The organism is Romboutsia lituseburensis DSM 797, assembly GCF_900103615.1.
Lineage (GTDB): Bacteria > Bacillota > Clostridia > Peptostreptococcales > Peptostreptococcaceae > Romboutsia_F > Romboutsia_F lituseburensis.
Window position 1 is genome coordinate 165,608 of record NZ_FNGW01000004.1, and the last position, 26,001, is coordinate 191,608.

23 protein-coding genes are annotated in these 26,001 nt (G+C 27.9%); 21 read left to right on the forward strand and 2 right to left on the reverse strand.

Annotated features, from left to right (window positions below; translation table 11 throughout):
- The 10 genes from BLP75_RS09090 (at position 1) to BLP75_RS09135 (ending at position 16,228) form a co-directional block, all read left to right on the forward strand.
- Positions 1 to 1,746 (forward strand): sensor histidine kinase, encoded by a 1,746-nt coding sequence (locus BLP75_RS09090; protein ID WP_092725493.1) that lies wholly within the window; start codon positions 1 to 3, stop codon positions 1,744 to 1,746.
- The gene (locus tag BLP75_RS09095) at positions 1,739 to 3,223 is read left to right on the forward strand and encodes a response regulator transcription factor (protein ID WP_170139056.1); all 1,485 of its coding nucleotides are present in this window, start codon (positions 1,739 to 1,741) and stop codon (positions 3,221 to 3,223) included. Before BLP75_RS09090 ends, BLP75_RS09095 begins: the two co-directional genes overlap by 8 nt.
- 216 nt (positions 3,224 to 3,439) lie before the next feature.
- A complete protein-coding gene (locus BLP75_RS09100) occupies positions 3,440 to 4,369 on the forward strand; it encodes an ABC transporter permease (protein ID WP_092725496.1) in 930 nt (309 codons plus the stop codon).
- 22 nt (positions 4,370 to 4,391) lie between these two features.
- The gene (locus BLP75_RS09105; protein WP_092725498.1) at positions 4,392 to 5,342 is read left to right on the forward strand and encodes a carbohydrate ABC transporter permease; all 951 of its coding nucleotides are present in this window, start codon (positions 4,392 to 4,394) and stop codon (positions 5,340 to 5,342) included.
- Positions 5,343 to 5,395: 53 nt separating this feature from the next.
- Positions 5,396 to 6,850, forward strand: coding sequence for an ABC transporter substrate-binding protein (locus BLP75_RS09110; RefSeq protein ID WP_092725500.1), 1,455 nt, complete (start codon positions 5,396 to 5,398; stop codon positions 6,848 to 6,850).
- A gap of 104 nt (positions 6,851 to 6,954) precedes the next feature.
- Entirely contained in the window at positions 6,955 to 8,229 is a 1,275-nt protein-coding gene (locus tag BLP75_RS09115) for a glycoside hydrolase family 125 protein (protein WP_242872415.1), read from the forward strand.
- A 128-nt stretch (positions 8,230 to 8,357) separates the two neighbouring features.
- Positions 8,358 to 9,737: a glycoside hydrolase family 1 protein gene (locus BLP75_RS09120; protein WP_092725501.1), complete on the forward strand. Its 1,380-nt coding sequence runs from the start codon at positions 8,358 to 8,360 to the stop codon at positions 9,735 to 9,737.
- A gap of 102 nt (positions 9,738 to 9,839) precedes the next feature.
- Entirely contained in the window at positions 9,840 to 10,727 is an 888-nt protein-coding gene (locus tag BLP75_RS09125) for an ROK family protein (protein WP_092725503.1), read from the forward strand.
- Positions 10,728 to 10,772: 45 nt separating this feature from the next.
- On the forward strand, positions 10,773 to 13,796 hold the full coding sequence (locus BLP75_RS09130) for an endo-beta-N-acetylglucosaminidase (protein WP_092725505.1): 3,024 nt from the start codon (positions 10,773 to 10,775) through the stop codon (positions 13,794 to 13,796).
- 107 nt (positions 13,797 to 13,903) lie between these two features.
- Positions 13,904 to 16,228, forward strand: coding sequence for a glycoside hydrolase family 31 protein (locus BLP75_RS09135; RefSeq protein WP_092725506.1), 2,325 nt, complete (start codon positions 13,904 to 13,906; stop codon positions 16,226 to 16,228).
- Between the two features lie 49 nt (positions 16,229 to 16,277).
- Here BLP75_RS09135 and BLP75_RS09140 read toward each other — a convergent pair whose 3' ends face one another.
- On the reverse strand, positions 16,278 to 16,598 hold the full coding sequence (locus BLP75_RS09140; protein ID WP_092725507.1) for a (2Fe-2S)-binding protein: 321 nt from the start codon (positions 16,596 to 16,598) through the stop codon (positions 16,278 to 16,280).
- Between the two features lie 211 nt (positions 16,599 to 16,809).
- On the opposite strand from BLP75_RS09140, the gene prmA reads away from it, so the two are divergent.
- From prmA to BLP75_RS09175, 7 genes are all read left to right on the forward strand, one after another.
- Positions 16,810 to 17,748: a 50S ribosomal protein L11 methyltransferase gene (gene prmA, locus BLP75_RS09145; RefSeq protein ID WP_092725508.1), complete on the forward strand. Its 939-nt coding sequence runs from the start codon at positions 16,810 to 16,812 to the stop codon at positions 17,746 to 17,748.
- A 9-nt stretch (positions 17,749 to 17,757) separates the two neighbouring features.
- Positions 17,758 to 18,510 carry a 16S rRNA (uracil(1498)-N(3))-methyltransferase gene (locus tag BLP75_RS09150; RefSeq protein WP_092725509.1) on the forward strand — a complete coding sequence of 251 codons (753 nt, stop codon included), beginning with the start codon at positions 17,758 to 17,760 and terminating at the stop codon, positions 18,508 to 18,510.
- Positions 18,511 to 19,812, forward strand: coding sequence for a tRNA (N(6)-L-threonylcarbamoyladenosine(37)-C(2))-methylthiotransferase MtaB (gene mtaB / locus BLP75_RS09155; RefSeq protein ID WP_092725510.1), 1,302 nt, complete (start codon positions 18,511 to 18,513; stop codon positions 19,810 to 19,812).
- 44 nt (positions 19,813 to 19,856) lie between these two features.
- The gene (locus BLP75_RS09160) at positions 19,857 to 20,207 is read left to right on the forward strand and encodes a histidine triad nucleotide-binding protein (protein ID WP_092725511.1); all 351 of its coding nucleotides are present in this window, start codon (positions 19,857 to 19,859) and stop codon (positions 20,205 to 20,207) included.
- Between the two features lie 161 nt (positions 20,208 to 20,368).
- Positions 20,369 to 20,548 (forward strand): 30S ribosomal protein S21, encoded by a 180-nt coding sequence (gene rpsU / locus BLP75_RS09165; RefSeq protein WP_021125460.1) that lies wholly within the window; start codon positions 20,369 to 20,371, stop codon positions 20,546 to 20,548.
- 28 nt (positions 20,549 to 20,576) lie between these two features.
- Entirely contained in the window at positions 20,577 to 21,020 is a 444-nt protein-coding gene (locus BLP75_RS09170; RefSeq protein ID WP_092725512.1) for a GatB/YqeY domain-containing protein, read from the forward strand.
- A 135-nt stretch (positions 21,021 to 21,155) separates the two neighbouring features.
- The gene (locus BLP75_RS09175; RefSeq protein ID WP_092725513.1) at positions 21,156 to 21,653 is read left to right on the forward strand and encodes a TspO/MBR family protein; all 498 of its coding nucleotides are present in this window, start codon (positions 21,156 to 21,158) and stop codon (positions 21,651 to 21,653) included.
- A 115-nt stretch (positions 21,654 to 21,768) separates the two neighbouring features.
- On the opposite strand, the gene BLP75_RS09180 is transcribed toward BLP75_RS09175, so the two are convergent.
- Positions 21,769 to 22,758: a hypothetical protein gene (locus BLP75_RS09180; RefSeq protein ID WP_092725514.1), complete on the reverse strand. Its 990-nt coding sequence runs from the start codon at positions 22,756 to 22,758 to the stop codon at positions 21,769 to 21,771.
- 153 nt (positions 22,759 to 22,911) lie between these two features.
- Between BLP75_RS09180 and BLP75_RS09185 the strand changes: the two genes are divergently transcribed.
- From BLP75_RS09185 to ybeY, 4 genes are read left to right on the forward strand one after another with little or no spacing between them, the layout of a single operon-like run.
- Positions 22,912 to 23,148 carry a YabP/YqfC family sporulation protein gene (locus tag BLP75_RS09185; RefSeq protein WP_170139057.1) on the forward strand — a complete coding sequence of 79 codons (237 nt, stop codon included), beginning with the start codon at positions 22,912 to 22,914 and terminating at the stop codon, positions 23,146 to 23,148.
- Positions 23,149 to 23,160: 12 nt separating this feature from the next.
- A complete protein-coding gene (gene yqfD, locus BLP75_RS09190; RefSeq protein ID WP_092725516.1) occupies positions 23,161 to 24,459 on the forward strand; it encodes a sporulation protein YqfD in 1,299 nt (432 codons plus the stop codon).
- Between the two features lie 22 nt (positions 24,460 to 24,481).
- A complete protein-coding gene (locus BLP75_RS09195; RefSeq protein WP_092725517.1) occupies positions 24,482 to 25,477 on the forward strand; it encodes a PhoH family protein in 996 nt (331 codons plus the stop codon).
- A gap of 54 nt (positions 25,478 to 25,531) precedes the next feature.
- The gene (gene ybeY, locus BLP75_RS09200; protein ID WP_092725518.1) at positions 25,532 to 25,996 is read left to right on the forward strand and encodes an rRNA maturation RNase YbeY; all 465 of its coding nucleotides are present in this window, start codon (positions 25,532 to 25,534) and stop codon (positions 25,994 to 25,996) included.
- Positions 25,997 to 26,001 lie beyond the last annotated feature (5 nt).

Consider the following 26,001-nt stretch of genomic DNA (forward strand, 5'->3'; position numbering starts at 1 on the left):
TTGATAGAATTATATAGAAGATATATAAAAAATAAAATATTTAATAAAATGCTACTTATATACTCAAGTATAACTATAATAGCTATATTTTTATTAACAGCAGTGTTTATAAGTTATTATGTGGATAATGAATTACAAAATGAGTTAAATATACATTCAGAAGTTATATTTAATATAGAAAAAAGGTTTGAAGAACAAGATAATATAAGTAATTCTGTAATAAATGGTATAAATACACAGCCTAAAATAATTGATGAAATATTAAAACTTACAACATCTACATATGAAGAATATCTGAGCTATAAGCTAGATAATTTTTCTATTTCTAATACGAAACAGTTAGATTTAAAATATTTATTGGATACAATGTTATCAAATAGAAATGATGCTTTAGCAGTAGTTATAAATGACAAAAACAAAGAATATAAAAATGAAATTGTTTTAAATTATGATAAATGGTATGACATAAAAAATGATCCAGAGGGTGTAAAATACATTAGAAAAATAACTAGACCTATAAAGAATGTAGATACTATGTATACTATAGGATATATAGATATATATTTTGATTTAAAACATTTAAACAAAATAGTAGATAATTCAAATTTAAAAGGAAACTTAATAATATTAGATGAAAATAAAAACGTTGTATTTGTTTCTAGTAAAGATTTGTCTCAAAAATATGTAGATAAAGTTAAAGGATATGGAATTAAAAATTCTAGAAATGAATTTCTACACAGAGGAGAATTTAAGTTAAAATATCCTATTATCAATATTAAAGAAGATGCACAAACAGGTTTTAAATATGGAAGCATTATAACTGAAAAAGATTTAGGAACAAGTAAAATGAGTTCTAAAATATTATATATATCTTTAGTGTTTATAATATTAATATTATGTGTAACTTACACTGTAATAAGTGGTTATTCGAATAAGTTGAAAAACATGATGAAAGGTATAGAAAAGATAAAAGATGGAGATTTGGATACTAGATTTAACATAGAAGTTGAAGATGATGAATTAGATATGATTGCTATTAGAATTGATGAGATGAGCGAAAGTCTACAATATAACATAAATAAAAACTATATTGCAGAAGTTAAGCAAAAACAAGCAGAATTGAATGCTTTGCAATCTCAAATAAATCCACATTTTTTATATAATACATTAGAGGTAATAAGAATGTGTGCATTAGCAAGTAAGAATAGAGAAGTAGCTCAGATGATATACAATTTAGCAAGTATGTTTAGATATTCAACTTATAATAATGGTAGTTTAGTAACATTGAGTGATGAAATAAAACACTGCAAAATGTATTTAGATTTGTGTAGTACAAGATATAAAGGAATGCTAGAATATAAAATCCAAATTGATGATTTATATAAACAGTGTTTAATTCCAAAATTTACTCTTCAACCTATATTAGAAAATAGTATAAATCATGGCCTAAAAAAGGATTCTTGTGAAAACGTTATAAAAATCGGATTGATTTGTAGCGAATCTGAAATGGAAATTTTGATAAAAGATAATGGTCATGGTATTAGTAAAGATGAGTTAAAACATCTAAGAAAAAGTCTAGAAAAAAATTTGCAAAAAACAAGCTCTATAGGCTTGATGAATATAAATAATCGATTAAAATTAAAATTTGGGGAAATTTATGGCCTAGAAATAGACAGTGAAGCAAATGAAGGTACAACAGTAAAAATAAAAATACCAATATTGAGGGATGAGGTTAAAAATGTATAGTGTATATTTATTAGATGATGAACCGTTTATATTAGAAGGGCTTAAGTATATACTGCCTTGGGAAGAGCATGGATTTGAAATAGTAGGAAGTTCTAACAATGGTTTTGATGGATACAATGAAATAATTAATAAAAATATAGATTTAATAATCACAGATATAATGATGCCTAAAATGACAGGCTTAGAACTTATTGAAGAATTAAAAAAATCAAGTTATGAATCAAATTTTATAGTACTTAGTGCGTTTCAAGAGTTTGAATATGCAAAAAAGGCTATAAGTATAGGTGCCGAAAACTATTTGTTAAAGCCTATTGATACAGAAGAGCTATCTAATAATTTAAAAACTGTATATGCAAAGTTAAAGAAAAAAGAAAAAATAGCTTCAGATGATAAATTAGTTAAGAATAATTTATTATTAAGTATTTTAACAGAAGAATATTCTTTAGATACAGAAGAAAAATGGAATAGATTAAATCATAACTTTAAAAGTAGTAGCTATGCTGTGGCAATAATTGAATTTAAAAGTGGATCTAATGATATTTCTAAAATTTTAAAAAGTTGTATAGATAATAAACAATTTATGTATTGTATACAATCACAGTCGAAAGCTTTATTAATAGTAGATGAAGATGACAAATCTTTAATAATAGATAAGCTTACAGTTTTAAAAAACAAAATTGCAAGTGTTATTGAAGATAGTATATATATAAGTTTGGGAAAATTTGTAAACAGTTTAAATGAGCTACATGATAGCTATCAAACTGCAAATAAAATTAGTGACTATAAAATAGTATATCCAAATATATCTTGGATAAAAGAATACAAAGACGGTTCTATAGATGAAGATAATATAAATATAGAATTTGAAGAATTAAAGAAAATTTTAATGAACAAAGATTTTTCAAATACAACTGAATATATAAAAGATATGTTTATAAATCTAAAGAATGAAAAAACAAGCCCAAAGCAAATAAAAATGAAAGCGATAGAAATATTTTTAAATGTATATAATTACTTCAATGATACGAAGTTAATGAAGGGATTAAATATATATTTAGAAAATACCATAAATAATAGTACTATAGATGATATAGAGTTTGAGCTAATTAGTATGGTTAAATATATGCAATCTAAGTTAGAAAATACAGAAGAGAGTATAAGTCCTGTAATAATCAAGTTGCTTAAGCATATAGAAACAAATTACAAAGACGATTTAAACTTAAAAGAAATAAGTGAAAGTCTAAATATAAATTCAATTTATTTAGGGCAATTGTTTCAAAAAGAAACAGGTATATTATTTTCAGATTACATAAATAATTTTAGAATAAATAAGGCAAAAGACTTATTAGTTAATACAAGTTTAAAAGCCAGTGAAATAGGGGATTTAGTTGGGTATGCCAATAAAAATTATTTTTATAGAAAGTTTAAAAATATAGTTGGCGTTACACCAAGTGATTGGAGAAAAATAAATTTATAATTAAGTAAAAATAGATTGTTTTAAAGATTAATTTAAATAAATTTTATCTTGAAACAATCTATTTTTATGTAAATTAATTTATAGTATAAAAAATTAAACAAGTTTTGTGGAAAACGTATACATTAATAAAATTAGTGTAGCGAATCTAATAATAGTAAACTTTAGAAAACATTTGCCTGATGGTAAAATATAAGTATAGAGAGGGGAGAAGCATTGATGAAAAAATTTCTTAAAAATCTATGGAAAAACAAGGCATGGTTATTAATGGTTTTACCGGGGACTATATGGTTATTAGTTTTCTCATATTTACCAATGTTTGGAACGGTATTAGCTTTTAAGGACTTCAAAATAAGTCCTGGAGGGTTTATAGAAAGTTTAGTTAGTAGTAAATGGGTGGGATTAGACAACTTTAAATTTTTATTTACAAGTGGAGACGCATTTCGTATAACAAGAAATACAGTTGTATATAATTTAATATTTATAATTTTAGGATTAGTATTCGCAGTATTTGTAGCAATAATACTTAGTGAAATAGCAAATAAAAAATTAGGCAAAATTTATCAAACAAGTATGCTATTCCCTCATTTCTTATCATGGGTTATAGTTAGTTATTTCGTATTTAGTTTCTTAAGTTTTGATAAAGGGATGCTTAACTCAGTACTTGGAACTTTTGGAGTAGACCCGGTTTCATGGTATAGCGAACCTAAACACTGGCCTTTCATATTAGTATTTATGAATATATGGAAAGGTGTCGGATATGGAAGTATAGTTTATTTAGCGGCTATAGTAGGTATAGATAGAACTTACTTTGAAGCAGCAAGAATAGATGGTGCTAGTAAGTGGCAACAAATAAAGAATATAACAATACCACTTCTTATACCGTTAATGATAGTATTAACAATAATGGCAATAGGTGGAATATTTAGATCAGACTTTGGATTATTCTATCAAGTACCAAGAAACTCAGCAGTATTATATCCTGTAACAGATGTTATAGATACATATATTTATAAAGGGCTTATGAATATGGGGAATATAGGAATGAGTACAGCTGCAGGTTTATATCAATCAGTAGTAGGATTTGTATTAATAATGACTACAAACTTCCTAGTTAAAAAATTAGATCCAGAATATGGTTTATTCTAGTATAGAAAGGGGTTAGGCAAATATGGATTCAACGGCAATAAAAAAAGAAATTAAAAAGCCTGGTCTTTTTACTAAGAAAAAGAAGAAAGCTTATAGTGAAGGATTTACAGGTATAACAAATATATTAGCAAATATAATATTAGCAATATTTTCTATAGCTTGCATATTTCCATTTATCTTCGTAATAATAATTTCTTTAACTTCAGAACAATCATTATTACAAAATGGATACTCAGTATTTCCATCAGAATGGAGCTTAGATGCATATAAATATTTAATTGAATCAGGAGGAGCATTAGCTCAATCATATATAGTGACAATTATAGTAACTATTTTAGGAACAATAGTAAATGTAACAATGGTATCTACATACGCATATGCAATATCTAGACCAAACTTTGCTTATCGTAAGCAATTTACATTTTTAGCATTCTTTACAATGTTATTTGGTGGAGGTATGGTGCCTTCATACATAGTAATGACGCAGGTATTAGGGCTTAAAAATACTATATGGGCGCTGATATTACCGTTAGCATTTAATGTATTTAACATAATAGTTATGAGAACTTTTTTCCAAAAATCTGTTCCGGAATCAATTATAGAATCAGCAAGAATAGATGGAGCAAGTGAATTGAAAATTTTCATAAAAATGGTAATACCTTTAGCGCTACCAGGTATTGCTACAATAGCATTATTCTCAACATTAGCATATTGGAATGACTGGTTTAACGCAATGTTATATATAGACTATCAAAATCTAGTTCCACTTCAACATATGTTAATGAAAATAGAAAAAAATATGGAGTTTATAAGACAAAATGCAATGCTAAGTGGTCAAGTTATGAGTGCCCTGCCACAAGAGTCTGTAAGGATGGCAATGGTAGTGATATCAACTTTACCAATAGCATGTACATATCCATTCTTCCAAAAATACTTTATAAGTGGATTAACTATAGGGGGAGTAAAAGAGTAAAAATATATAATATACATTAAAAATTTAAACAACATTAATAGGGGGATTTTATTATGAAATTCAAAAAATTATCTAGTTTATTTTTAGTAATGACAATAGCATCAACAACAATACTTACAGGATGCTCAAGTTCAAAAGATAAAGATAGTGCAGTAAAAAATGATGGTGATAGTACTCAATTAGTATGGTATATGATAGGTACTCCACAACCAGATCAAGCTAAGGTTATGGAAGAAGTTAATAAATATACAAAAGAAAAAATAGGTGTTACATTAGATTTAAGAATGGTTGACTGGGGTGATTATGGTCAAAAAATGCAAGTTATAACATCTTCAGGTGAACCATTTGATATATGTTTTGCAAGTGATTATGCGTTAAATGCGCAAAAAGGAGCTTATTTAGAAATAAGTGATTTAATGAATAATCAAGGAAAAGAAATGAAAGAAGTAATAAACCCACTATTCTTAGAAGGTGCAACAATAAATGGAAAGTTATATGGAGTTCCAGCTAATAAGGAAGTTGGTCAGCAAATGGTTTGGGCATATAATCAAAAAATGGCAAAAGAAGCCGGTGTTGACATGACAAATGTTAAGAGTCTAGAAGATTTAGAGCCTGTATTAGAAAAAATAAAAGCTAAATATCCAGATTTAAAAATGCCAATGGCAGCTGGAGCTAACTTTGTACCATATATGCCATATGATTTATTATTAGGTGAAAACTTACCATTTGGTATAGCTTTAGATGGTGATACTACTAAGATAGTAAATATATATGAACAAGATGATGTTAAGAAGACTTTAGACACATTAAGAAGATTCTATCAAAAAGGATTTGTTCATCCACAAGCAGCAACAGATACAGATCCACATGAAATGAGTGTTGACAACTGGTTTGTTAGAAAAGAGCAATATGCACCTGGTGCAGGAGAAATGTGGTCTTCAAATGCAGGATATGAAATTGGATATAGCCCAATGCACGATCCTCTAACTATAAACAATTCAGTTACTGGTTCAGTAATGTCAATATCTGCAGCTTCTAAAAATCCTGAAAAAGCTATGGAGTTCTTAAACTTATTAAATACAGATGAATATTTAAGAAACTTAATAGATAGAGGTATAGAAGATGTACATTACAAAACAAATGAAGATAAAACTATAACTAAGACAGAAGAAGCTAAAGCATATAATATGCCATCTTGGGCTTTAGGAAATGTATTCTTAACTAAGAACTTTGATACAGACCCTAAGGATAGAATTGAACAATATGAAAAATTCAATGAACAAGCTGTAGCATCTCCAACGTTAGGATTCTATGTTAATACAGAAAAGATAAGTACTGAACTTGCAACTATATCTAATATAGTTCAAGAATTCAAAGCTCCATTATTTACAGGTTCAGTAGATACAGATAAGTATTTAGCTGAATTAAATAAGAAGTTAGATTCAGCAGGATTAGATAAAGTTATGGCTGAAATACAAACTCAATATGACGCTTGGATGGCAGATTAAAAATAGATAACTACTAATATTTTCAAATATATATTAAACAATGTGCAAGGTATTCTGCAACTAAAATAGTAGTAGAATACCTTGTGTATGTTATGGAGGATACAATGTATAAATCACTAAATGGATTAATAGACAGAGTAAAAGAAAATTTTAAAGATGATGTTAAAATAGGGGAGATGTTTGAAAAATGTTTCTTAAATACTATCAACACAACTGTAAAAAGAATGGATGACAATACTACATATGTATTAACAGGGGATATTCCTGCTATGTGGTTAAGAGATTCTGTTTGTCAAATTAGACCATACTTAGTACTTGCAAATGAAGATAAAGAAATAGCAGATATGATAGAAGGATTAGTAGAAAGGCAATTTAGATACATATTAGTTGATCCGTATGCTAATGCATTTAATGAGATATCAAATGGTAAAGGTCATCAAACTGATTTAACGGATATGAAGCCTGATGTATGGGAAAGAAAATATGAAATAGATTCATTATGTTTCCCTATTCAATTAAGCTATTTGTTATATAAAAATACTGGAAGAACAACTCAATTCAACAATACATTTAAAGACGCAGTAAATAAAATAATAGATTTATGGAAAGTTGAACAAAATCATGAAGATAATTCTCCATATACATTTGAGAGACTTGATTGTCGTCAACTAGATACACTAGCTAGAAGTGGAAAAGGTCCAGTACATAAAGAAACTGGTATGACTTGGTGTGGATTTAGACCAAGTGATGATGCTTGTACCTATAGTTACTTAGTTCCATCAAATATGTTTGCAGTAGTAGTCCTAGATTACATAAGTGAAATAGCGATTGAAATTTTAGAAGATAAAGAATTAGCTAAAAAAGCAAAATTACTAAGAGATGAAATTAATGAAGGAATACAAAAATTTGCAGTATACAATCATGCTAGGGTTGGAAAAATGTATGCTTATGAAGTTGATGGACTAGGCAATTATAATTTAATGGATGACGCCAATTTACCAAGCTTATTGGCAATACCTTATTTAGGTTATGCTGATACGACTGATGAGAAATATGTAAATACAAGAAACTTTATATTAAGCACAGAAAATTCTGAGTTTCATATTGGTAAATATGCTAGTGGTGTAGGGAGTCCACATACTCCAGAAGGATATATATGGCATATATCACTTGCAATGCAAGGTTTAACTACAAATGATTTAAGTAAAAAAAGAGAATTGTTAGAAATTATGAAAAATACAGATGCAGGAACATATTTAATGCATGAAGGATTTAACCCTAATGACCCTAGTAAATTTACTAGAGATTGGTTCTCGTGGGCAAACATGATGTTCTGTGAATTAGTACTAGACTATTGCGGAATAAAAGTTAAAAAGTAAAAAGAATAATAAAATAAAAAATTAAAAGGGTGTCTCATAGTGATTAATCATAATAGACACTCTTTTTTAGAAATAGAAATTTTAATACTGTTAAGAACTTAAATTTATAAGATGTATGGAGGATAAGAATGAACTACAAGTTTCCGAAAGATTTTTGGTGGGGAAGTGCATCTTCAGCGACTCAGATGGAAGGTGCATACAATATAGATGGAAAAAATCAGAATATATGGGATTATTGGTATGAAATAGCTCCAGAAAAATTTCATAACAAAATAGGACCTCATGATACAAGTGATTTTTATTATAAGTATGAAGAATATATAGCACTTATGAAAGAACTTGGACATAATTCATTTAGATTTTCTATAAGCTGGTCAAGACTTATAAATGAAGATCAAAGCGTAAATGAAAAAGCCGTTGAATTTTATAACAATGTAATAGATACGCTGATAAAAAATGAGATAGAGCCTTTTATAAATTTATTCCATTTTGATATGCCGATGTATTTACAAAATATTGGTGGGTGGGAAAATAGAGAAGTTGTAATACTGTATCAAAAGTTTGCTAAAACTTGTTTTGATATATTTGGAGACAGAGTTAAGAAATGGTTTACTCATAATGAACCAATTGTTCCAGTAGAGTGCGGATATTTAGGTGAATATCATTATCCAGCAGTAGTGGATTTTAAAAGAGCAGTACAGGTAGGGTATCACATAATGTTATCAAGTTCATTAGCTATAAAGGAGTATAAAAAATCAAATCAAGATGGCCAAATCGGTATAATAATCAATTTAACTCCATCGTATCCCAGAAGTAATAGCAAAGAAGACTTAGATGCGTCAAATATAGCGGATTTAATATTAAATCGTTCATTTTTAGACCCATCAGTGCTAGGGGAATTTCCTGGGAAATTAATAGAATTTGTAAAAGAACAGAATTTATTACCTATTTACAAAAGTGAAGATTTAGAAATTATAAAACATAATACAGTAGATTTATTAGGAGTTAACTATTACCAACCAAGAAGAATAAAAGCAAAGGAAAGTGAAATTAAGGATGGAGATCCTTTAACTGCAGAATCATTTTTTGATTTTTATGACATGCCTGGTAAAAAAATAAATCCTCATAGAGGTTGGGAAATCTATGAAAAAGGCATATATGATTTATCAATAAATATAAGAGATAATTATAAAAATATACCTTTTTATATATCTGAAAATGGAATGGGCGTAGAAGGAGAAGAAAGGTTTAAAGTAGATGGAAAGATAGAAGATGATTATCGTATAGAGTTTATAAGTGAACATTTGAAGTGGGTACATAAGGCAATAGAAGAAGGGTGCAATTTGAGAGGATATCATCTTTGGACATTTATGGATAATTGGTCATGGTTAAATTCATATAAAAATCGATATGGGTTTGTAGAAATAGATTTAAACAATAACTATAAAAGAACTCCTAAAAAGAGTGCATATTGGTTTAAAGATTTAATAAAGAATAATGGTTTTTAGTTATAATGTAGCGTTTATTTTAAGACATTAAATATAGAAAGTTGTTTTAAAATTAAAAATTAAAGATTAAAAAATAAAAATAGATAATTAGAGGGTATTTATATGTATTATATAGTGTTTGATATTGGAGGGACTGCTATAAAATATAGCATAATGACAAATAAAGGAGAGATGTTGGAGTCTTATTCATGTAAGACCCCAGAACAAGGAAATGGAAAGACACAAAAAATTTTACTAGATATTATAAATGAATTTAAAGATAAATATCAATTAGAAGGTGTAGCAATGAGTGTTCCAGGAGGTATAGATGATGATGGGTATATACACTTTATGGGACAAGTAACAGACCTTGAAGGTATGTATTTAAATAAATATATAAAAAAACATACAGGATTAGATGCTGCTTATGATAATGATGTTAACTGTGTTGCAATGGCTGAAAAGTATATGGGAAATGCAGTTGATAATAAAAATTTTGTATGTATAACTATAGGAACAGGTATAGGTGGAGGTGTATTTATCAATAACCAATTGTATAGAGGTCATAGGGGCATGGCAGGAGAGTTTGGAATAAATATACTAGAACATAGATTATCGGAACTTAAAAGCATAGAAGATAAAAGTTTCAGTAGATTAGGTTCTACATATAATTTGATTTCAAGAGTAAATAAATTAAAGAAATCTAAATTGGATGGAGTAGAAGTGTTCAAACTTGCTAATGAAGGTGATAGAGAAGTACAAAATTTAATAGAAGATTTTTATTTTTCTTTAGCTTTAGGAATTCATAATATAGTCTATAGTTTTGCTCCGGAAAAGGTTTTATTAGGTGGGGGTGTTAGTGCGAGGCCTGATTTAATTGAAAAAATAGAAGAAAAGCTAATTCTTTTAAATAAAGATATACTAAAATTTGTAAAACTAGACACATGCAAATTCCAAAATGACTCAGGAAAAATAGGTGCATTATACAACTTCCTAAATAGAAATAAATAGTTAATTAATTTATTAAAATAAATCAAAAACTAAGGGGGAAATACAATGAAACACAGAAAAATTTTATCATCAGCAATAGCAGCAATGTTAATATTTTCAGCAGTTCCAAATACTAGTTATGCAATTTTAGAATCAGACATCGCAACTCAAGAAAAAAATGGACAGCCGTTCTCTTCTTATTGGTATCCTAATGAACTTTTAAAATGGAGCCCAAATACAGATAAAGATGCAAAATTTAATGTAGGGACAGTACCTCTTAAAGAAAGAACTGATGGAGAAAAACAAAAAAAATCTCAAAGTGATGAAGCAAAAGTTATATCACTAGCTATAGCAAATAAAACTACAAGTGCAACTCCATCTCAAGGAAAAGACCAATTTGATGGATACAACTTTAGCTATTGGCAATATGTAGACACTTTAGTTGCATGGGGTGGATCATCCGGAGAAGGATTAATTTTAAGTCCAAGTGCAGACTTAATTGATGCAGCTCATACTAATGGAGTACCAGTGCTTGGAACAGTATTCTTCCCACCATTAGAATATGGAGGAAGATATGAATGGATGGAAGAATTTTTACAGAAAAATGATGATGGAACATTTCCAATGGCAGATAAACTAGTAGAAGTAGCTAAATATTACAATTTTGATGGATGGTTTATAAATCAAGAAACAGGGGACAGGGAAACACTTAAACCAGAATTAGGGAAATCAATGAAAGAGTTTTTAGCATATCTTCAAAAAATCAAACCAGATAATATGGAAATCATTTGGTATGATTCTATGATAGATGATGGTAGAGTTTTTTGGCAAAATAGATTGAACGATTATAACAAAAATTTTCTTGGAACTAACAAGAAACCTTTATCAGATGGTATGTTTTTAAATTTCTGGTGGACTAATGAGAAATATTCAGCAGTAGATCCGGCTAATACTCAAAATAGGATACCATATACAGTAACAGGGAAAGAATTGAATGAGTCTGCTAAAATAGCAAAAAAAATGAAGAGAAGTCCATATGATTTATATGCAGGTGTAGATGTTCAAGCTGAAGGATATAATACAAAAATTAAATGGGATTATTTATTCCCAGAAGGAAAAAATGCAAATACATCATTAGGATTATATTGTCCTTCTTGGACTTTTGATTCAGCAAAAGACTTTGATGAATTTTTAGAAAAAGAAAATAGATTTTGGGTAAATGAAAATGGAGACCCTAGAGAAAATAGTGAAGAGGATTGGAAAGGTATATCTAATTATATAGTAGAAAAATCCCCTGTTACATCATTACCATTTGTAACTAACTTCTCTATGGGTAATGGGAAATTCTTTAATGTAAATGGAAATACTGTATCTAGTGATGAATGGAACCATAGAGGTATGATGGATGTAATGCCAACATATAGATGGATAATAGACAATAAAAAGAATAATATAAGCGCAGATGTAGATTATACAGAAAGTTACTATGGAGGGAATTCAATTGCACTTAGAGGTAAAATAGAAAAAGGTGGGAAAAGTACAATAAAACTATATGCTTCAGAGCTTAATTTAACTTCAGATACAGATATATCATTGAAATATAAAACTAATAATGATAAAGCAAAGCTTAAATTAGAACTAGTTATAAATGATAAAAAGCATACTGTTAGTTTAGATACTAAGAAAAATGGTGAATGGATAAATGCAAAGACATCTTTAAGCAAATATGAGGGGAAAGAACTAGAAGAAATTTCTTTAGTTGTAGAAGGAAATGCTAAGTCAAATAAATTTAAGTTAAATTTAGGCGAAATGTCAATAACAGATGGAAATAGAGGGAACAAGGTTTCTAAAGTATCAAACTTAAAGGTTGAAGATTTTAAAGTAATAGATAATTACTATGGAAATGTAAGATTAACTTGGGATAAAGGTAGTGAGGATGTAAGTCATTATGAAATCTATATGGAAGATGGAAATGGAAATAAAGAACTTGTAGGTGCTACTCCAACTAATGCTTTTTATATAAATGATATAGAAAGACAACTTACAATAGATACTAAGACAAGCTTTATAGTTAGACCAGTAAGTAAAACGAATAAGAGTGAATTACAAAATGAATCTAAGATAACAGTTGAGTGGCCTGAGTTAGAAGCTCCTAAGGCTGACTTTGAAGTAAGTGCTCCTATAGTAGCACCAGGAGAATCAATAACATTAACTGATAAATCATTAGCTGAAAATAAAGTTAAGTGGAAAATAGAAGGCTTACATAAAAATGAAGAATTAGAAGGTGAAAATGTAACTGTTAAATTCGATAAACCAGGAGTGTATACAGTCACTCAAATATCATCAAATCCTGCGGGAGAAACAATAAATAAAAAAGAAGATTTTATAGTTGTAAGTAGCCAAGCTAAAGGTGGTTTAAAGAATTTAGCACTAAACAAAGACGCAGTTTCAAATACACAAGTAAATGATAATGAAGCAGCTAAATTTGCTTTTGATGGAAAGCTAAATAGTAAGTGGTGTGCATTTGGAGAAAAGGGAAATTGGATAGAAGTTGATTTAGGAAAAGAAATGACAATAAAAGAATTACGTATGAACCATGCACAAGCAGGTGGAGAAGCTGCTAGTATGAACACATCTGAATATACAGTAGAAGTTAGCAAAGATAAGAAAGTATGGAAAGATATAAAGGATATAAAAGGAAATACTAATGCTGTATCAAAAGATGATTTAGGATATGAATTAGCTAGATATGTAAGAGTAAAGATAAACAAATCAGAACAAGGAACAGGTGGAGCAACTAGGATTTATGAAATTGAAGTGCTTGGATTAGATTCTGAAAAAATAACTGTACTAGATAATAAACAAGCTTTAATTCAATTAAATAGTACAATTGAAAATATAGAAAATGAATATAAAAACTTAGGAAAAGTAGATAAGGAATTTGAAGCTATATTGGAACAATCTAAAAATGTAGTTAATATGGTAGAAGTTGAAAAAGAAGAAATTTTAAAAGTAGAATCTAACTTAAAAGATGCATTTTCTAAATTGAAGCAAACTAAAATTGATACATATAATGAACAACTAAGTTAAAGTGTATAAAAAATATGTAGGGATATTAATATCCTGTGTTGAATTATATAAGCTGATGTAAGTATTTACATCAGCTTATAATATTTTAGTAAAGAGAGGTTAAGTTTATGTTTGGTAAAATGAAAAATTTCAAAGTTGATAAAAACATTATAAAAATTAAATATGAGAAACTAGAAACAAAAATAACTATAATAAATTCCTCTACAGTAAACTTTTTTGTCCCTAATTTTAGGAAAAATCAAAAATCGAATGCTATTGAAAATTTAATAGTAGAACCTTGTAATATAGATGTATTAAAGCAAGATAGTTATATAGAAATAACAACAGATAATTTGGTTATAAAAATTTATGATGAATTTAAAGTCGATATATATAATAAAAAAGGAAAAATAATTTGTGAAGATTACAGAGGTAATAGAGATCCATTTATAAAAAATTGTGCAGGAAGATTAGATATAGCAGCTCAAGAAGGTCATAAGCCAACTGAGCATATGGACTATAAAGTATTTATTCCTAAAAAATTAGAAAATAATACATATTTTTATGGATTCGGAGAAAAGACAGGTCACTTAAATAAAAATGGGTGTCACTATATAAACTGGAATACAGATGATCCAAGTCCACATGGAGAAACATATGAAAAACTATATAAATCAATACCATTTTTTATATCGATGAAAGATGAAGAAGCATTTGGAATATTTTTTGACAATACCTTTGAAACTCATTTTGATTTAGGTAAAGAAAACTCTAAATATTATTATTTTGCATCTGTAGATGGAAACATAGACTATTATTTTATTTATGGTCCAGGTATAACTGAAGTAGTTAAAGGATATACAAATTTAACAGGAACAACACCACTTCCTCAGTTGTGGACACTAGGATACCAACAATGTAGATGGGCATATTGTCCAGAGAGCAATGTAATTGATATAGCTAAAAAATTTAGAGAAAAAGATATACCATGTGACACTATATATTTAGATATAGAGTATATGGATGACTTTAGAGTATTTACGTGGGATAATAAAAAATTTCCTAATCCTAAAAAAATGATAAAAAAACTTAAGGATGAAGGATTTAAACTAGTTACTATTATAGATCCTGGTGTAAAAGTAGACAAAGGATATAAAATTTATGATGAAGGTTTAAAAAATGGATATTTTGCAACTGACAAAAACTCAATAGTCTACACTAACTGGGTATGGCCTGGCAACTCAGTATTTCCAGACTTTATGAATAGTGATGTGAGACGTTGGTGGGCAAATAACCAAAGAATAATGCTAGACTATGGAGTGTCAGGAATATGGAATGATATGAATGAGCCAGCAAGTTTTAATGGTCCTTTACCAGATGATATAAAATTTAATGAAGATGGTAATATTGTAGAACACAAAGAAATACACAATGTATATGGTCATATGATGGATAAAGCAACTTATGAAGGAATAAAAGAGTCTATAAATAAAAGACCATTTGTTGTAACTAGAGCTGCATATTCAGGAACTCAAAAATACTCAACTGTATGGACAGGAGATAATCAAAGTACATGGGAACATCTAAGATTGAGTATACCAATGCTTATGAATTTAGGATTAAGTGGATTTTCTTTTTGTGGAACTGATGTTGGGGGATTTGGATATGATTGTACACCTGAACTTTTAAGTAGATGGGTACAAGTAGGAGCATTCACACCTTTATTTAGAAATCATACAACAATATATTCAAGAGACCAAGAACCATGGGCATTTGATAAATTAACAGAGGATATAAATAGAAAATATATAAAATTAAGATATAAACTAATTCCATATCTATATGATATTTTTTATAAAGGAGAGAGAGATGGACTTCCAGTAATAAGGCCTTTAGTTTTACATTATCAACAAGATGACAAAACATACGAGATAAATGATCAATTTTTATTTGGAGAAAGTATAATGGTTGCTCCTGTACTTGAACAAGGTAAAAAAGCAAGAATGATATATTTACCTAAAGGGGACAATTGGATAGATTATTGGACAAAAGAAAGTTTTGAAGGTGGTCAATATATAATAAAAGAAGCTCCATTAGAAATATGTCCTATGTATATAAAAGAAGGAAGTATAATACCTAATTTTCCAGAGTTAAGTTATATAGGAGAAAAAGACATAAAAACATTAATTTTAGATGTACATACAGTTAAAGAAGGTAAATTTGAATATCACCACTATCAAGATGATGGAGAATCTTTTGAATATAAAGATGGAAAATATAATTTATATAGTATTAAAGTTAATAACTCTCATAAATTAAATATTACCATCGATTTAATTAAAAATGGATACAATAAAATATATGATGAAGTTCAAATAAACTTAAACGGAACAAATAAGCTTGTAAGAAAATTTGAAAATGATAAGGTAGTTGTGAATATAGATAAAAACTAAAAATATTTGTACAAATATAAAAAAAGAGTGATTAAATCACTCTTTTTTATTATCTTTTTAATTCTATTATATTTTCAACAAGTGCCTTACATCTACCACACCCAGAACCAGCTCCTGTTATTTCTGCAACTTTGTCAGTTGTATCAGCACCATTTTTTACTGCGTTAACAACATCTTCAAGAGAAGTTCCCTTACATCCACAAACAGATGATAATATTTTTTCGATTTCACCAGCACATCGACCACATCCAGTAGCAGCACCAGTCATTTCTTTTATTTCATCTAAAGTACGAGCACCTTTTATCATTGCCTTTCTTATATCTATGTAGCTAACTTGTTTGCAATGACATATTATCTTATCTCCAGCCATATTAAATCTCCTTTTTTAATTGTAATTTATTTTATTATAATATAATACCCAAATTAATAGAATTAAAAACTACTAAATAAAACAATATAATAAGAAAGTAGTTGTATAAGTATTGCAAAATAGATTAAAGAATGGTATTAAAGATAATAATAATTATGATATAATAAAATTTACGAAAAGAATACGAAAACATAAGGATGGTGCTTTATAAATGAAATGGGCAGAAATAACAATTAAAACTACAACTGAAGCAGTTGAAGCTATAACTAATATATTATATGAACAAAATGTAGGGGGAGTATCTATAGAAGACCCTAAGGATTTTAAATTCCAAAAGAAACATGAATATGACTGGGATTTTGTAGAAGAAGAAATATTCAATAGCGGATATGATGGAGTTATAATAAAAACTTACATAACAGAAGAAAGAGATGTATCTGACGATATTAAAATAATAAAAGAAAAAATAGATGGGTTAAAAGAGTTCGGAATAGACATAGGTGATGCTATTGTGGAATTATCACAAGTTGATGAAGAAGACTGGGCAAATGAATGGAAAAATTACTACAAGCCAACAAAGATAGGGCAAAAAGTAGTTGTTAAACCAACTTGGGAAGAGTACGATACGCAAGATGGTGATTTAATAATAGAACTTGATCCAGGAATGGCATTTGGTACAGGTACTCATGAGACAACAAGTATGTGTATACAACAATTAGAAAAGTACGTTAAAGAAGAGTCTAAAGTATTTGATATAGGATGCGGAAGTGGAATACTTGCAATAGCTGCTGCAAAGCTTGGAGCGAAAGAAGTTTTAGCAGTTGATTTAGATGAAGTTGCTGTAAAAGTATCTAAAGAAAATATAGAATTAAATAATGTAGAAGAAACAGTAGTTGCTAAGCATGGAAACTTAATGGAAGTAGTTAAGGATAAAGCTGATATAGTAGTTGCAAATATAATAGCAGATATAATAAAAATATTAGCTAAAGATATAAAGAACTTTATGAAAGAAGATGCAGTATTTATATCTTCAGGAATAATACATGCAAAAGTTGAAGAAGTAAAAGAAGCGCTAATAGAAAATGGATTAGAAATAATAGAAGTACAAACTTTAGGTGAGTGGAACGCTATAGTATCAAAGATTAAGTAGGTGACATAAATGGATAGATTTTTTGTAGAAAAGAAAAATATAAATCTAGAAAGTAATACTTGCATCATTGAAGGTGAAGATGTAAAGCATATATCTAAAGTTTTAAGATGCAAAAATGGTGAAAAATTAGAAATATGCGATAATGATAATAATGAATACATATGTGAAATTACTGATATAGATAAATCAATAGTTGAATTAAACATATTACAAAAGGTTGATATAAAAAGAGAATCAGACTTAAAAATAAAATTATACCAAGGATTACCAAAAGGTCCTAAAATGGAAATGATCCTTCAAAAACTTACTGAAGTTGGTGTTGATGAAATAGTATTAGTTCAAACTAAGAGAAGTGTAGCTAAAGTTGACGATAAAAAAGAAGATAAAAAGCTTGAACGTTGGGAACGAATAATCTATGAAGCAGCTAAACAAAGTAAAAGAGGTAAAATTCCTAGATTAAGAGGGATTTTAAGTTTTAAGGAAGCTTTATTAGAAATGAAAGAAAATGATTTTAATATAGCACCATATGAAAATGAAAGAACGAAATCGATTAAGCAAGCGATAAAAGGTGTAGATATAAATAACATAGGTATTTTTGTTGGACCAGAAGGTGGATTTGACGAAAGTGAGATAGAGGCAATAGAAGAAATTGGTGGTCAATCAGTATCTTTAGGTCCTAGAATATTAAGAACCGAGACAGCATCAGTTGTCGCTTCATCTATAGTTCTATATGAATTAAGCGACTTAGGAGGAAATGAATAAATGAAAAAAGTAGCTTTTTACACATTAGGTTGTAAAGTAAATCAATATGAGACAGAAGCTATGCTTGAGATGTTTGAAAAAGAAGGATACACTCAAGTTGATAGTGAAGAATTTGCAGATGTATATGTAATAAATACATGTACCGTAACACATATGAGTGATAGAAAATCACGTCAATATATAAGAAGAATGAAAAAGAAAAATCCAGATGCAATAATTGCAGTTGTAGGATGTTATTCTCAAGTTTCTCCAGAAGAAATACTTGAAATAGAAGAAGTAAACTTAGTAATGGGTACTAATGAAAGAAGACAAATAGTAGAAGAAATTAAAAAAATTGATTCAAGTCAAAAAGCTAGTACTGTTGACGATATAATGAAAGTTAGAGCTTTTGAAGAAATTGAAATAAGCCAATCTAACGGAAGAACTAGAGCATTTATGAAAATACAAGATGGATGTGATAGATTCTGTTCTTACTGTATAATACCTTATGCAAGAGGTGGAAAAGTAAGAAGTAGAAATAAAGAAAGTATATTAGAAGAAGTTCAAAAACTAGCTTCAAATGGATACAAAGAAATAGTTTTAACTGGTATACATGTTGCATCTTATGGAAAAGACTTAAAAGATGAACAAATGACATTATTAAGTGTTATAAAAGAAATAAATGAAGTTGAAGAAATAGAAAGAATAAGATTAAGTTCAGTAGAACCTGTTTTATTTACGGATGAATTTGTAAATGAAGTATCAAAAATGCCAAAAGTATGTCCTCATTATCATTTATCACTTCAAAGTGGATGTGATGAAACTTTAAAAAGAATGAATAGAAGATATACTACAACAGAATATAAGGAAATAGTAGACCGTTTAAGAGAAAATATACCTAATGTAGCAATAACTACTGATGTAATAGTAGGTTTTCCTGGGGAAACTAATGATGAATTCAATAAAACTTATGAATTTTTAAGGGACATCGAACTTTCTCAAATGCATATATTTAAATATTCACCAAGAAAAGGGACTCCAGCTGCTACAATGGATAATCAAATAGATCCACAAATGAAGCAGTTTAGAAGTGATAAGCTTTTAAATTTAAATAAAGAAAACTTTAATAAATTTGCAAGTAAATTTGTTGGACAAGAACTAGATGTACTATTTGAACAAAGTGTAGAGCAAAATAGGTATGAAGGTCTAACTTCTAATTATATAAGAGTGGTAGTAGAAACAGATAAAGATATTCAAGGTCAGATACTAAAAACAAAAATTTTAGATGTTAAAAATGAATATGTAGAAGGTGTTTTAGTATAGGGCATAGAAATAAAACTTTTGTATAAATAAAAGGAGGTGTAGACATGAGTTGTATATTTTGTAAAATAGTAAATGGAGAAATACCATGTAGCAAAGTTTATGAAGATGATAAAGTTTTAGCTTTTAATGATATAAATCCAGTAGCTCCATATCATATACTAGTTATACCTAAGGCTCATTATGAAAGTATAATAGATATACCAGAAAAAGATATGGAAATAGTAGCACATATTCATAACATTATTAATAAAATAGCAAGTGATAAAGGATTTGATAAAGCTGGCTTTAGAATAATAAATAATTGTGGTGAAGATGGAGGCCAAGAAGTTAAACATATTCATTATCATATTTTAGCTGGAAAGAAGCTGCCATTATATGAAGCACAAGTTAAATAACTAAAAAAACAAAAAATAACTTTGTTATTAAACAAAATACTTGAAAAAAATTTAAGATTAGTTTATAATAAACAAAGTGTGAGGTTGTAATGCATTTATGCAGATATAATCGTAGTTACAGTCCCAGCATAATTCGCGCTATCGGAGGGAGGGAAAATGAAATGTCAGAAGTAAGAGTTAGAGAAAATGAAACATTAGACAGCGCTTTAAGAAGATTCAAGCGTTCATGTGCAATGTCTGGCATCATGTCTGAAGTTAGAAAAAGAGAGCACTATGATAAGCCTAGCGTTAGACGTAAAAAGAAGGCAGAAGCAGCAAGAAGAAAAAATGCTAAGAAATAGTTAAAAAAGAAATAAAGAGGTGAGGGGAATGTCCCTTAAACAAAAGTTACAAGAGGACTTAAAGTCTTCAATGAAGAACAAAGATACAGTAAGAAAATCTGTAGTAACTTTAATAAGAGCTTCTATAAAGCAATATGAAGTTGACAATAGAGTTGAACTTGATGATGAAGATATTATAGATATAATATCTAAGCAAATGAAACAACGTAGAGATTCGTTGGAAGAATTTGCAAAAGCTAATAGACAAGACTTAGTGAGTGAAACGGAATCTGAAATCGAAGTTTTAAAAGAGTACCTACCTCAACAGTTAAGCGAAGAAGAGCTAAACAAAATAGTAAAAGAAACTATATCTGAATTAGGAGCTACTTCTATGAAAGATATGGGTAAAATAATGTCTGCTATGATGCCTAAAGTAAAAGGTAGAGCAGATGGAAAACAAATAAACGAGTTAGTTAAGGCTAACTTACAATAGATTAAAAACCTAGAGAGTAATCTCTAGGTTTTTTTGCATTTCTAAAATAAAAAGTGTCATACCTTTATAATCTTGTACATATTTATTAATTAAATAAATTAATAAATACAAAAGGAGAAAGAGAGGGAGAACAAATTGATAATATCAGTAAAAGAAGTTATAAATTTTTTGATAAGTGTACTGATACCATTAATTGTTGGATTTTTAAGTAGTGTAATTACTCAACTAATAGCAGGAATAGATACATCTACATATTATTCGCAATTAATAAAACCAGGCTTTGCTCCACCGAGTATGGTATTCCCTATAGTTTGGACAATACTATATATTTTAATGGGAATATCAGCTTATAAAATTTTAAAAAAAGGATATGAGCTACCTAAAGTAAAAGATGCAATGTTTTATTATTGGTTGCAACTAGGATTAAACTTTATTTGGAGTATATTGTTTTTTGGATTTGATTTAAGACTTACATCATTAATAACATTAGCAATATTAATTATAATAGTAATTACAATGACTATAAAGTTCTTTAAAATAGATAAAAAAGCCGCATACTTAAATATTCCATATATATTATGGCTTTTATATGCGTTTGTATTAAATTATTTTATTTGGGTAATTAATAAATAAAATCATGATTTATAATCAAAAATATATATTTTGAAACATATATAACTTATAAGTCATGATTTCTAGATATTTAGAAATGAAAAATACTGAGGTGTTATCCTCAGTATTTTTGTTTTTAAAATAGTGATATTTCTTCTATATTTAAGTTCAACGTGTTAATTGTAATATAAAAACCTTTATTAAAATTAACTTTACCAACATTGTCTTTGTAATTATATTTAAACGTATAACTTTCAGTAGTACCGTTGTAAGTAGTTGTATTTATATAATCTTTATCAAGAGTAAAGTTATAAAATTCTAATTGGAATTTTTCTTCTAAGTATTTATTTATGAGAGTTTTTGATTCTTCTTTGCTTATAGGAGCAGATGATTTTATATCATATAGAAGAGATTGATATATATAAAATATTTTGGCGGTATTATCTAATATACGAACTTTAAAAATTTTATTTTGTGTTTTTATGAAGTATTGGTAAAATTTATATTTATCATTATTGTCGAAAAATATTTCAAAGTATTCATCAATAATGGGATTATCATTAAAATCAAAATTGAAAAAGATATTTATAGATTCTATAGATCTCTGTCTAACAAAATCAAAATCTAATGGTATGGTATGTTCAAATGTTGAATCATCAATAAAGTTAAAAAATCGTATGTTATTTTTGCTACTTGTTTTTAATATAGTATCTTCACTATACATTAAATTTCTTGAACTTGAAGATGGAGAAAAATATTGAATAGAAGATATAAAATTAAAATAACTATAACTAAGAGCATTTAGTAAATTTAATGAATAGGTATCTGAAGTTAGTTTCTTTAAAGAATTTAAGTCAGATAATATAGACAAATTTATTTGAAGTAATTCCTCAAAGTTTTCTTCAAGACATTTAGAAATTTTTAAGGAATCTATAGTATCTATAATTAAGTTATCGTCAAATGAGTATTCATATAAATAACATAAAAATTTTATATTCCTTAAATTTTCACTCTTTATGCTAGTTAAAAAATTTAAGGATTTATAATTATTTGAATTTATAAATGCATTAATTAGAAAATCTAAACATATACATTTTTGTACTAAAGTAAAAAATATATTTTTCATGTAACCATCCTTTCCTAAAAATTATATTTATATATAGATATTTTATTCTAAAGATTATTATAAGTTTACACACTTATTTAAATAAAAGAGTATTATAAAATATAGTAATTATTTATAAAGGTATTAAATAAATTATATTAAGGGGGTATATGTATGGTAGAAATATCAACTGACCTACAGGTAAACCAACCTACAGTAACAGTCATAGGAAATACATTTGTAAGTATAGAAAACTATCTATCAATAATAACTTATGAAACTGATTTGATAAAAATTAAAACTAAAGTAAAATCAATTAAAATATCTGGGGACAAACTTTCATTAAAATATATAGCTGATGGGGAGATAGGTATAAAAGGGATTATATACACTGTAGAATATGTGGATTAGGAGGAGATACTAGTGATAAGTTATATCAGGGGATACTACGTCATAACAGTAGAAGGGATAGGAATAGAAAAATTCTTAAATCACCTTATAAGGAATAACATACGAATATATAACGTTAATAGAACAAGTAATATCAAAATTGAGTTTTGTGTTGATAGACGTGATATGAGGGCATTTAAACAGGTGTATAGGGGAAGTAACTATGATATTAAAGTAAAACAAAAAACAGGTATACCTTTTGTACTAAAGAGAATTTATAAATTAAAAGGAATGTGGATCTGTGCAGTTATTTCCCTGCTATTATTAATGTCTACATCCATGTTTGTAACAGATATATACATAAAAGTTCCAGAGGGAATAAAGCAAGAAGAAATAAGAAAAGAACTTTATAATGTTGGACTTAAACCAGGTGTATATAAAAGAAATATAGACAGAAAAGAAATAAGAGACTATATGATGCTAAAATTTGATGATATAGCATACATATCCATAAACGTAAAAGGAACTAATATTTTTGTAACTGTAACGAGAAAAGCTGAGACTTTAGAGTCAAAAGAGAAATCAAATTATTGTAATATAATTGCTAAGAAAAATGGTATAATAGAAAAGGTAATCCCAAGAAGTGGTAATCAGATCGCTGAAGTTGGAAGTATTGTTCAAAAAGGAGATGTCTTAGTAAGTGGATCTAATACAAAATCGATACCTGAAGTTTGGGCAAGTACTTTTTATGAAGTGTCTAAAAGTGCAAATTGTGAAGATATTATAAAAGAGAAGACAGGTAATAAAAAAAGAGTATACACTATAAGTTTTTATGATAAAAAACATACATTAAGAAGAAATATAAAATATAAAAACTATACTATAGATAATAAAGAACATAAATTAACTTTAGGAAATTATACATTTCCAATAAAAGTAAAGGTAAGTACATTTAATGAAACTAAAGAGGTTAAAATAAAGATAGATAAGGAAAAGTTAAAAAAGGATTTATCTGAAAAAGCACAAAAAGAATTAGAGTATATAATACCTGCTTCGGCAAGAATAGTTAATGTAGAACATGATTATAAAGTGAATAAAAATATGTTAGAATATAGAATAACAGCTACAACATCTGAGAATATAGCAAAAGTATATAATTTAAGTAAATCAGAAGCAGAACAACTAATCATAGAACAAAATAAGCCTAAGGAGGGAGAGGATGCCATTCCTCAAAATCCTAACAAGAGACCGATAGATGATATAAGAAATGAATTTGAACCAAAAGAAGAAAAAAATGATAAACAAAATAATATAGAAAATAATAATCAATAGATAAGCTAAGGAGGAACGGGTATTGATAATACAAAAAAAATTCATAGTATCAGAAGAAAGATTCGAAAGAGAGCTATTTGGAAACTTTGATGAAAATGTAAAGCTAATAGAAGATGCCCTTAAAATAGATGTCATACTAAGAGAAGGAAATATTGTTTTAATGGGTGAGGAAAAAAATGTAGAACAAGCTATAAAACTTATAGAAGAACTACATCAAACTGTTTCAAATGGTAAAAATTTAGATAAGCAAAGTATTGTATATTCAATATCCCTATTATTAGAGGGTAGTGAATCTAAAATAAAAGAATTAGAAGATACCATTATTCTTACTAAAAAAGGAGCTCCTGTTCAACCTAAGACTTTAGGTCAAAATGAATACATAGATTTAATTAAAAGAAATGATATAACATTTGGAGTAGGCCCAGCTGGAACTGGTAAAACATATTTAGCTGTTGCAATGGCAGTAAAAGCGTTTAAAAAAGATGAAGTAAGTAGAATTATATTAACAAGACCTGCAGTTGAAGCAGGTGAAAATTTAGGCTTTTTACCAGGAGATTTAAAAGACAAAGTAGACCCTTACTTAAGACCTTTATATGATGCTTTATTTGACATGCTAGGACCGGATAAGTTTAATAAGTATCTAGAAAGAGGGACTATCGAAGTAGCTCCATTAGCCTTTATGAGAGGAAGAACTCTTGATAATGCATTTATAATATTGGATGAAGCTCAAAATACAACACCTGAACAAATGAAAATGTTCTTAACTAGACTAGGATTTGGATCTAAAGCAGTAGTTACTGGTGATTTAACTCAAACAGATTTACCAAATAAGAAAAAAAGTGGATTATTACAGGCCATAGGTGTTTTAAATGGAGTTGAAGGTATAGGTCATAAAATGCTAACTGATAAAGATGTTGTAAGACATGAGTTAGTACAACGAATAATAAGAGCTTATGATAGGTTTGATCAAAGAGAAGAAGAAAGAAAGGCTAAACATAAGATTAAAAAAGAATTATAGAAAAAAGAAGATAAATAGTGAATAAATTTTACGAAGGAAGAAGCAGGTGTAAATATGGAATTTATAATAGATAATAGACAAGATAAATTAGATGTAAGTGAAGAGTTAATAGAAAAAATAAAAGATATAATATTAGAATGTTTAGATTATGAAGGATATGACGATGATTATGAAGTAAGCTTATCTTTTGTTGATAACAAGGAAATACATGAATTAAACAAAGAGTTTAGAGGAATAGATAGACCAACAGATGTGTTATCATTTCCTATGTTAAGTGAAGAAGATGAGTTTGATATTGAGCTTGAAGAAGTTTCTTTAGGAGACATAGTTGTATCTTTAGAAAGAGCATTTGAGCAAAGTATGGATTATAATCATAGCTTTGAAAGAGAAGTATGTTTTTTAGTTTGTCATAGTATGTTCCACCTTTTAGGTTATGATCATGACACTGAAGAAAATACTAAAGAAATGAGACAAAAGGAAGAATATATATTAAGCAAGTTAAACATAACAAGGGAGTAAGCTTT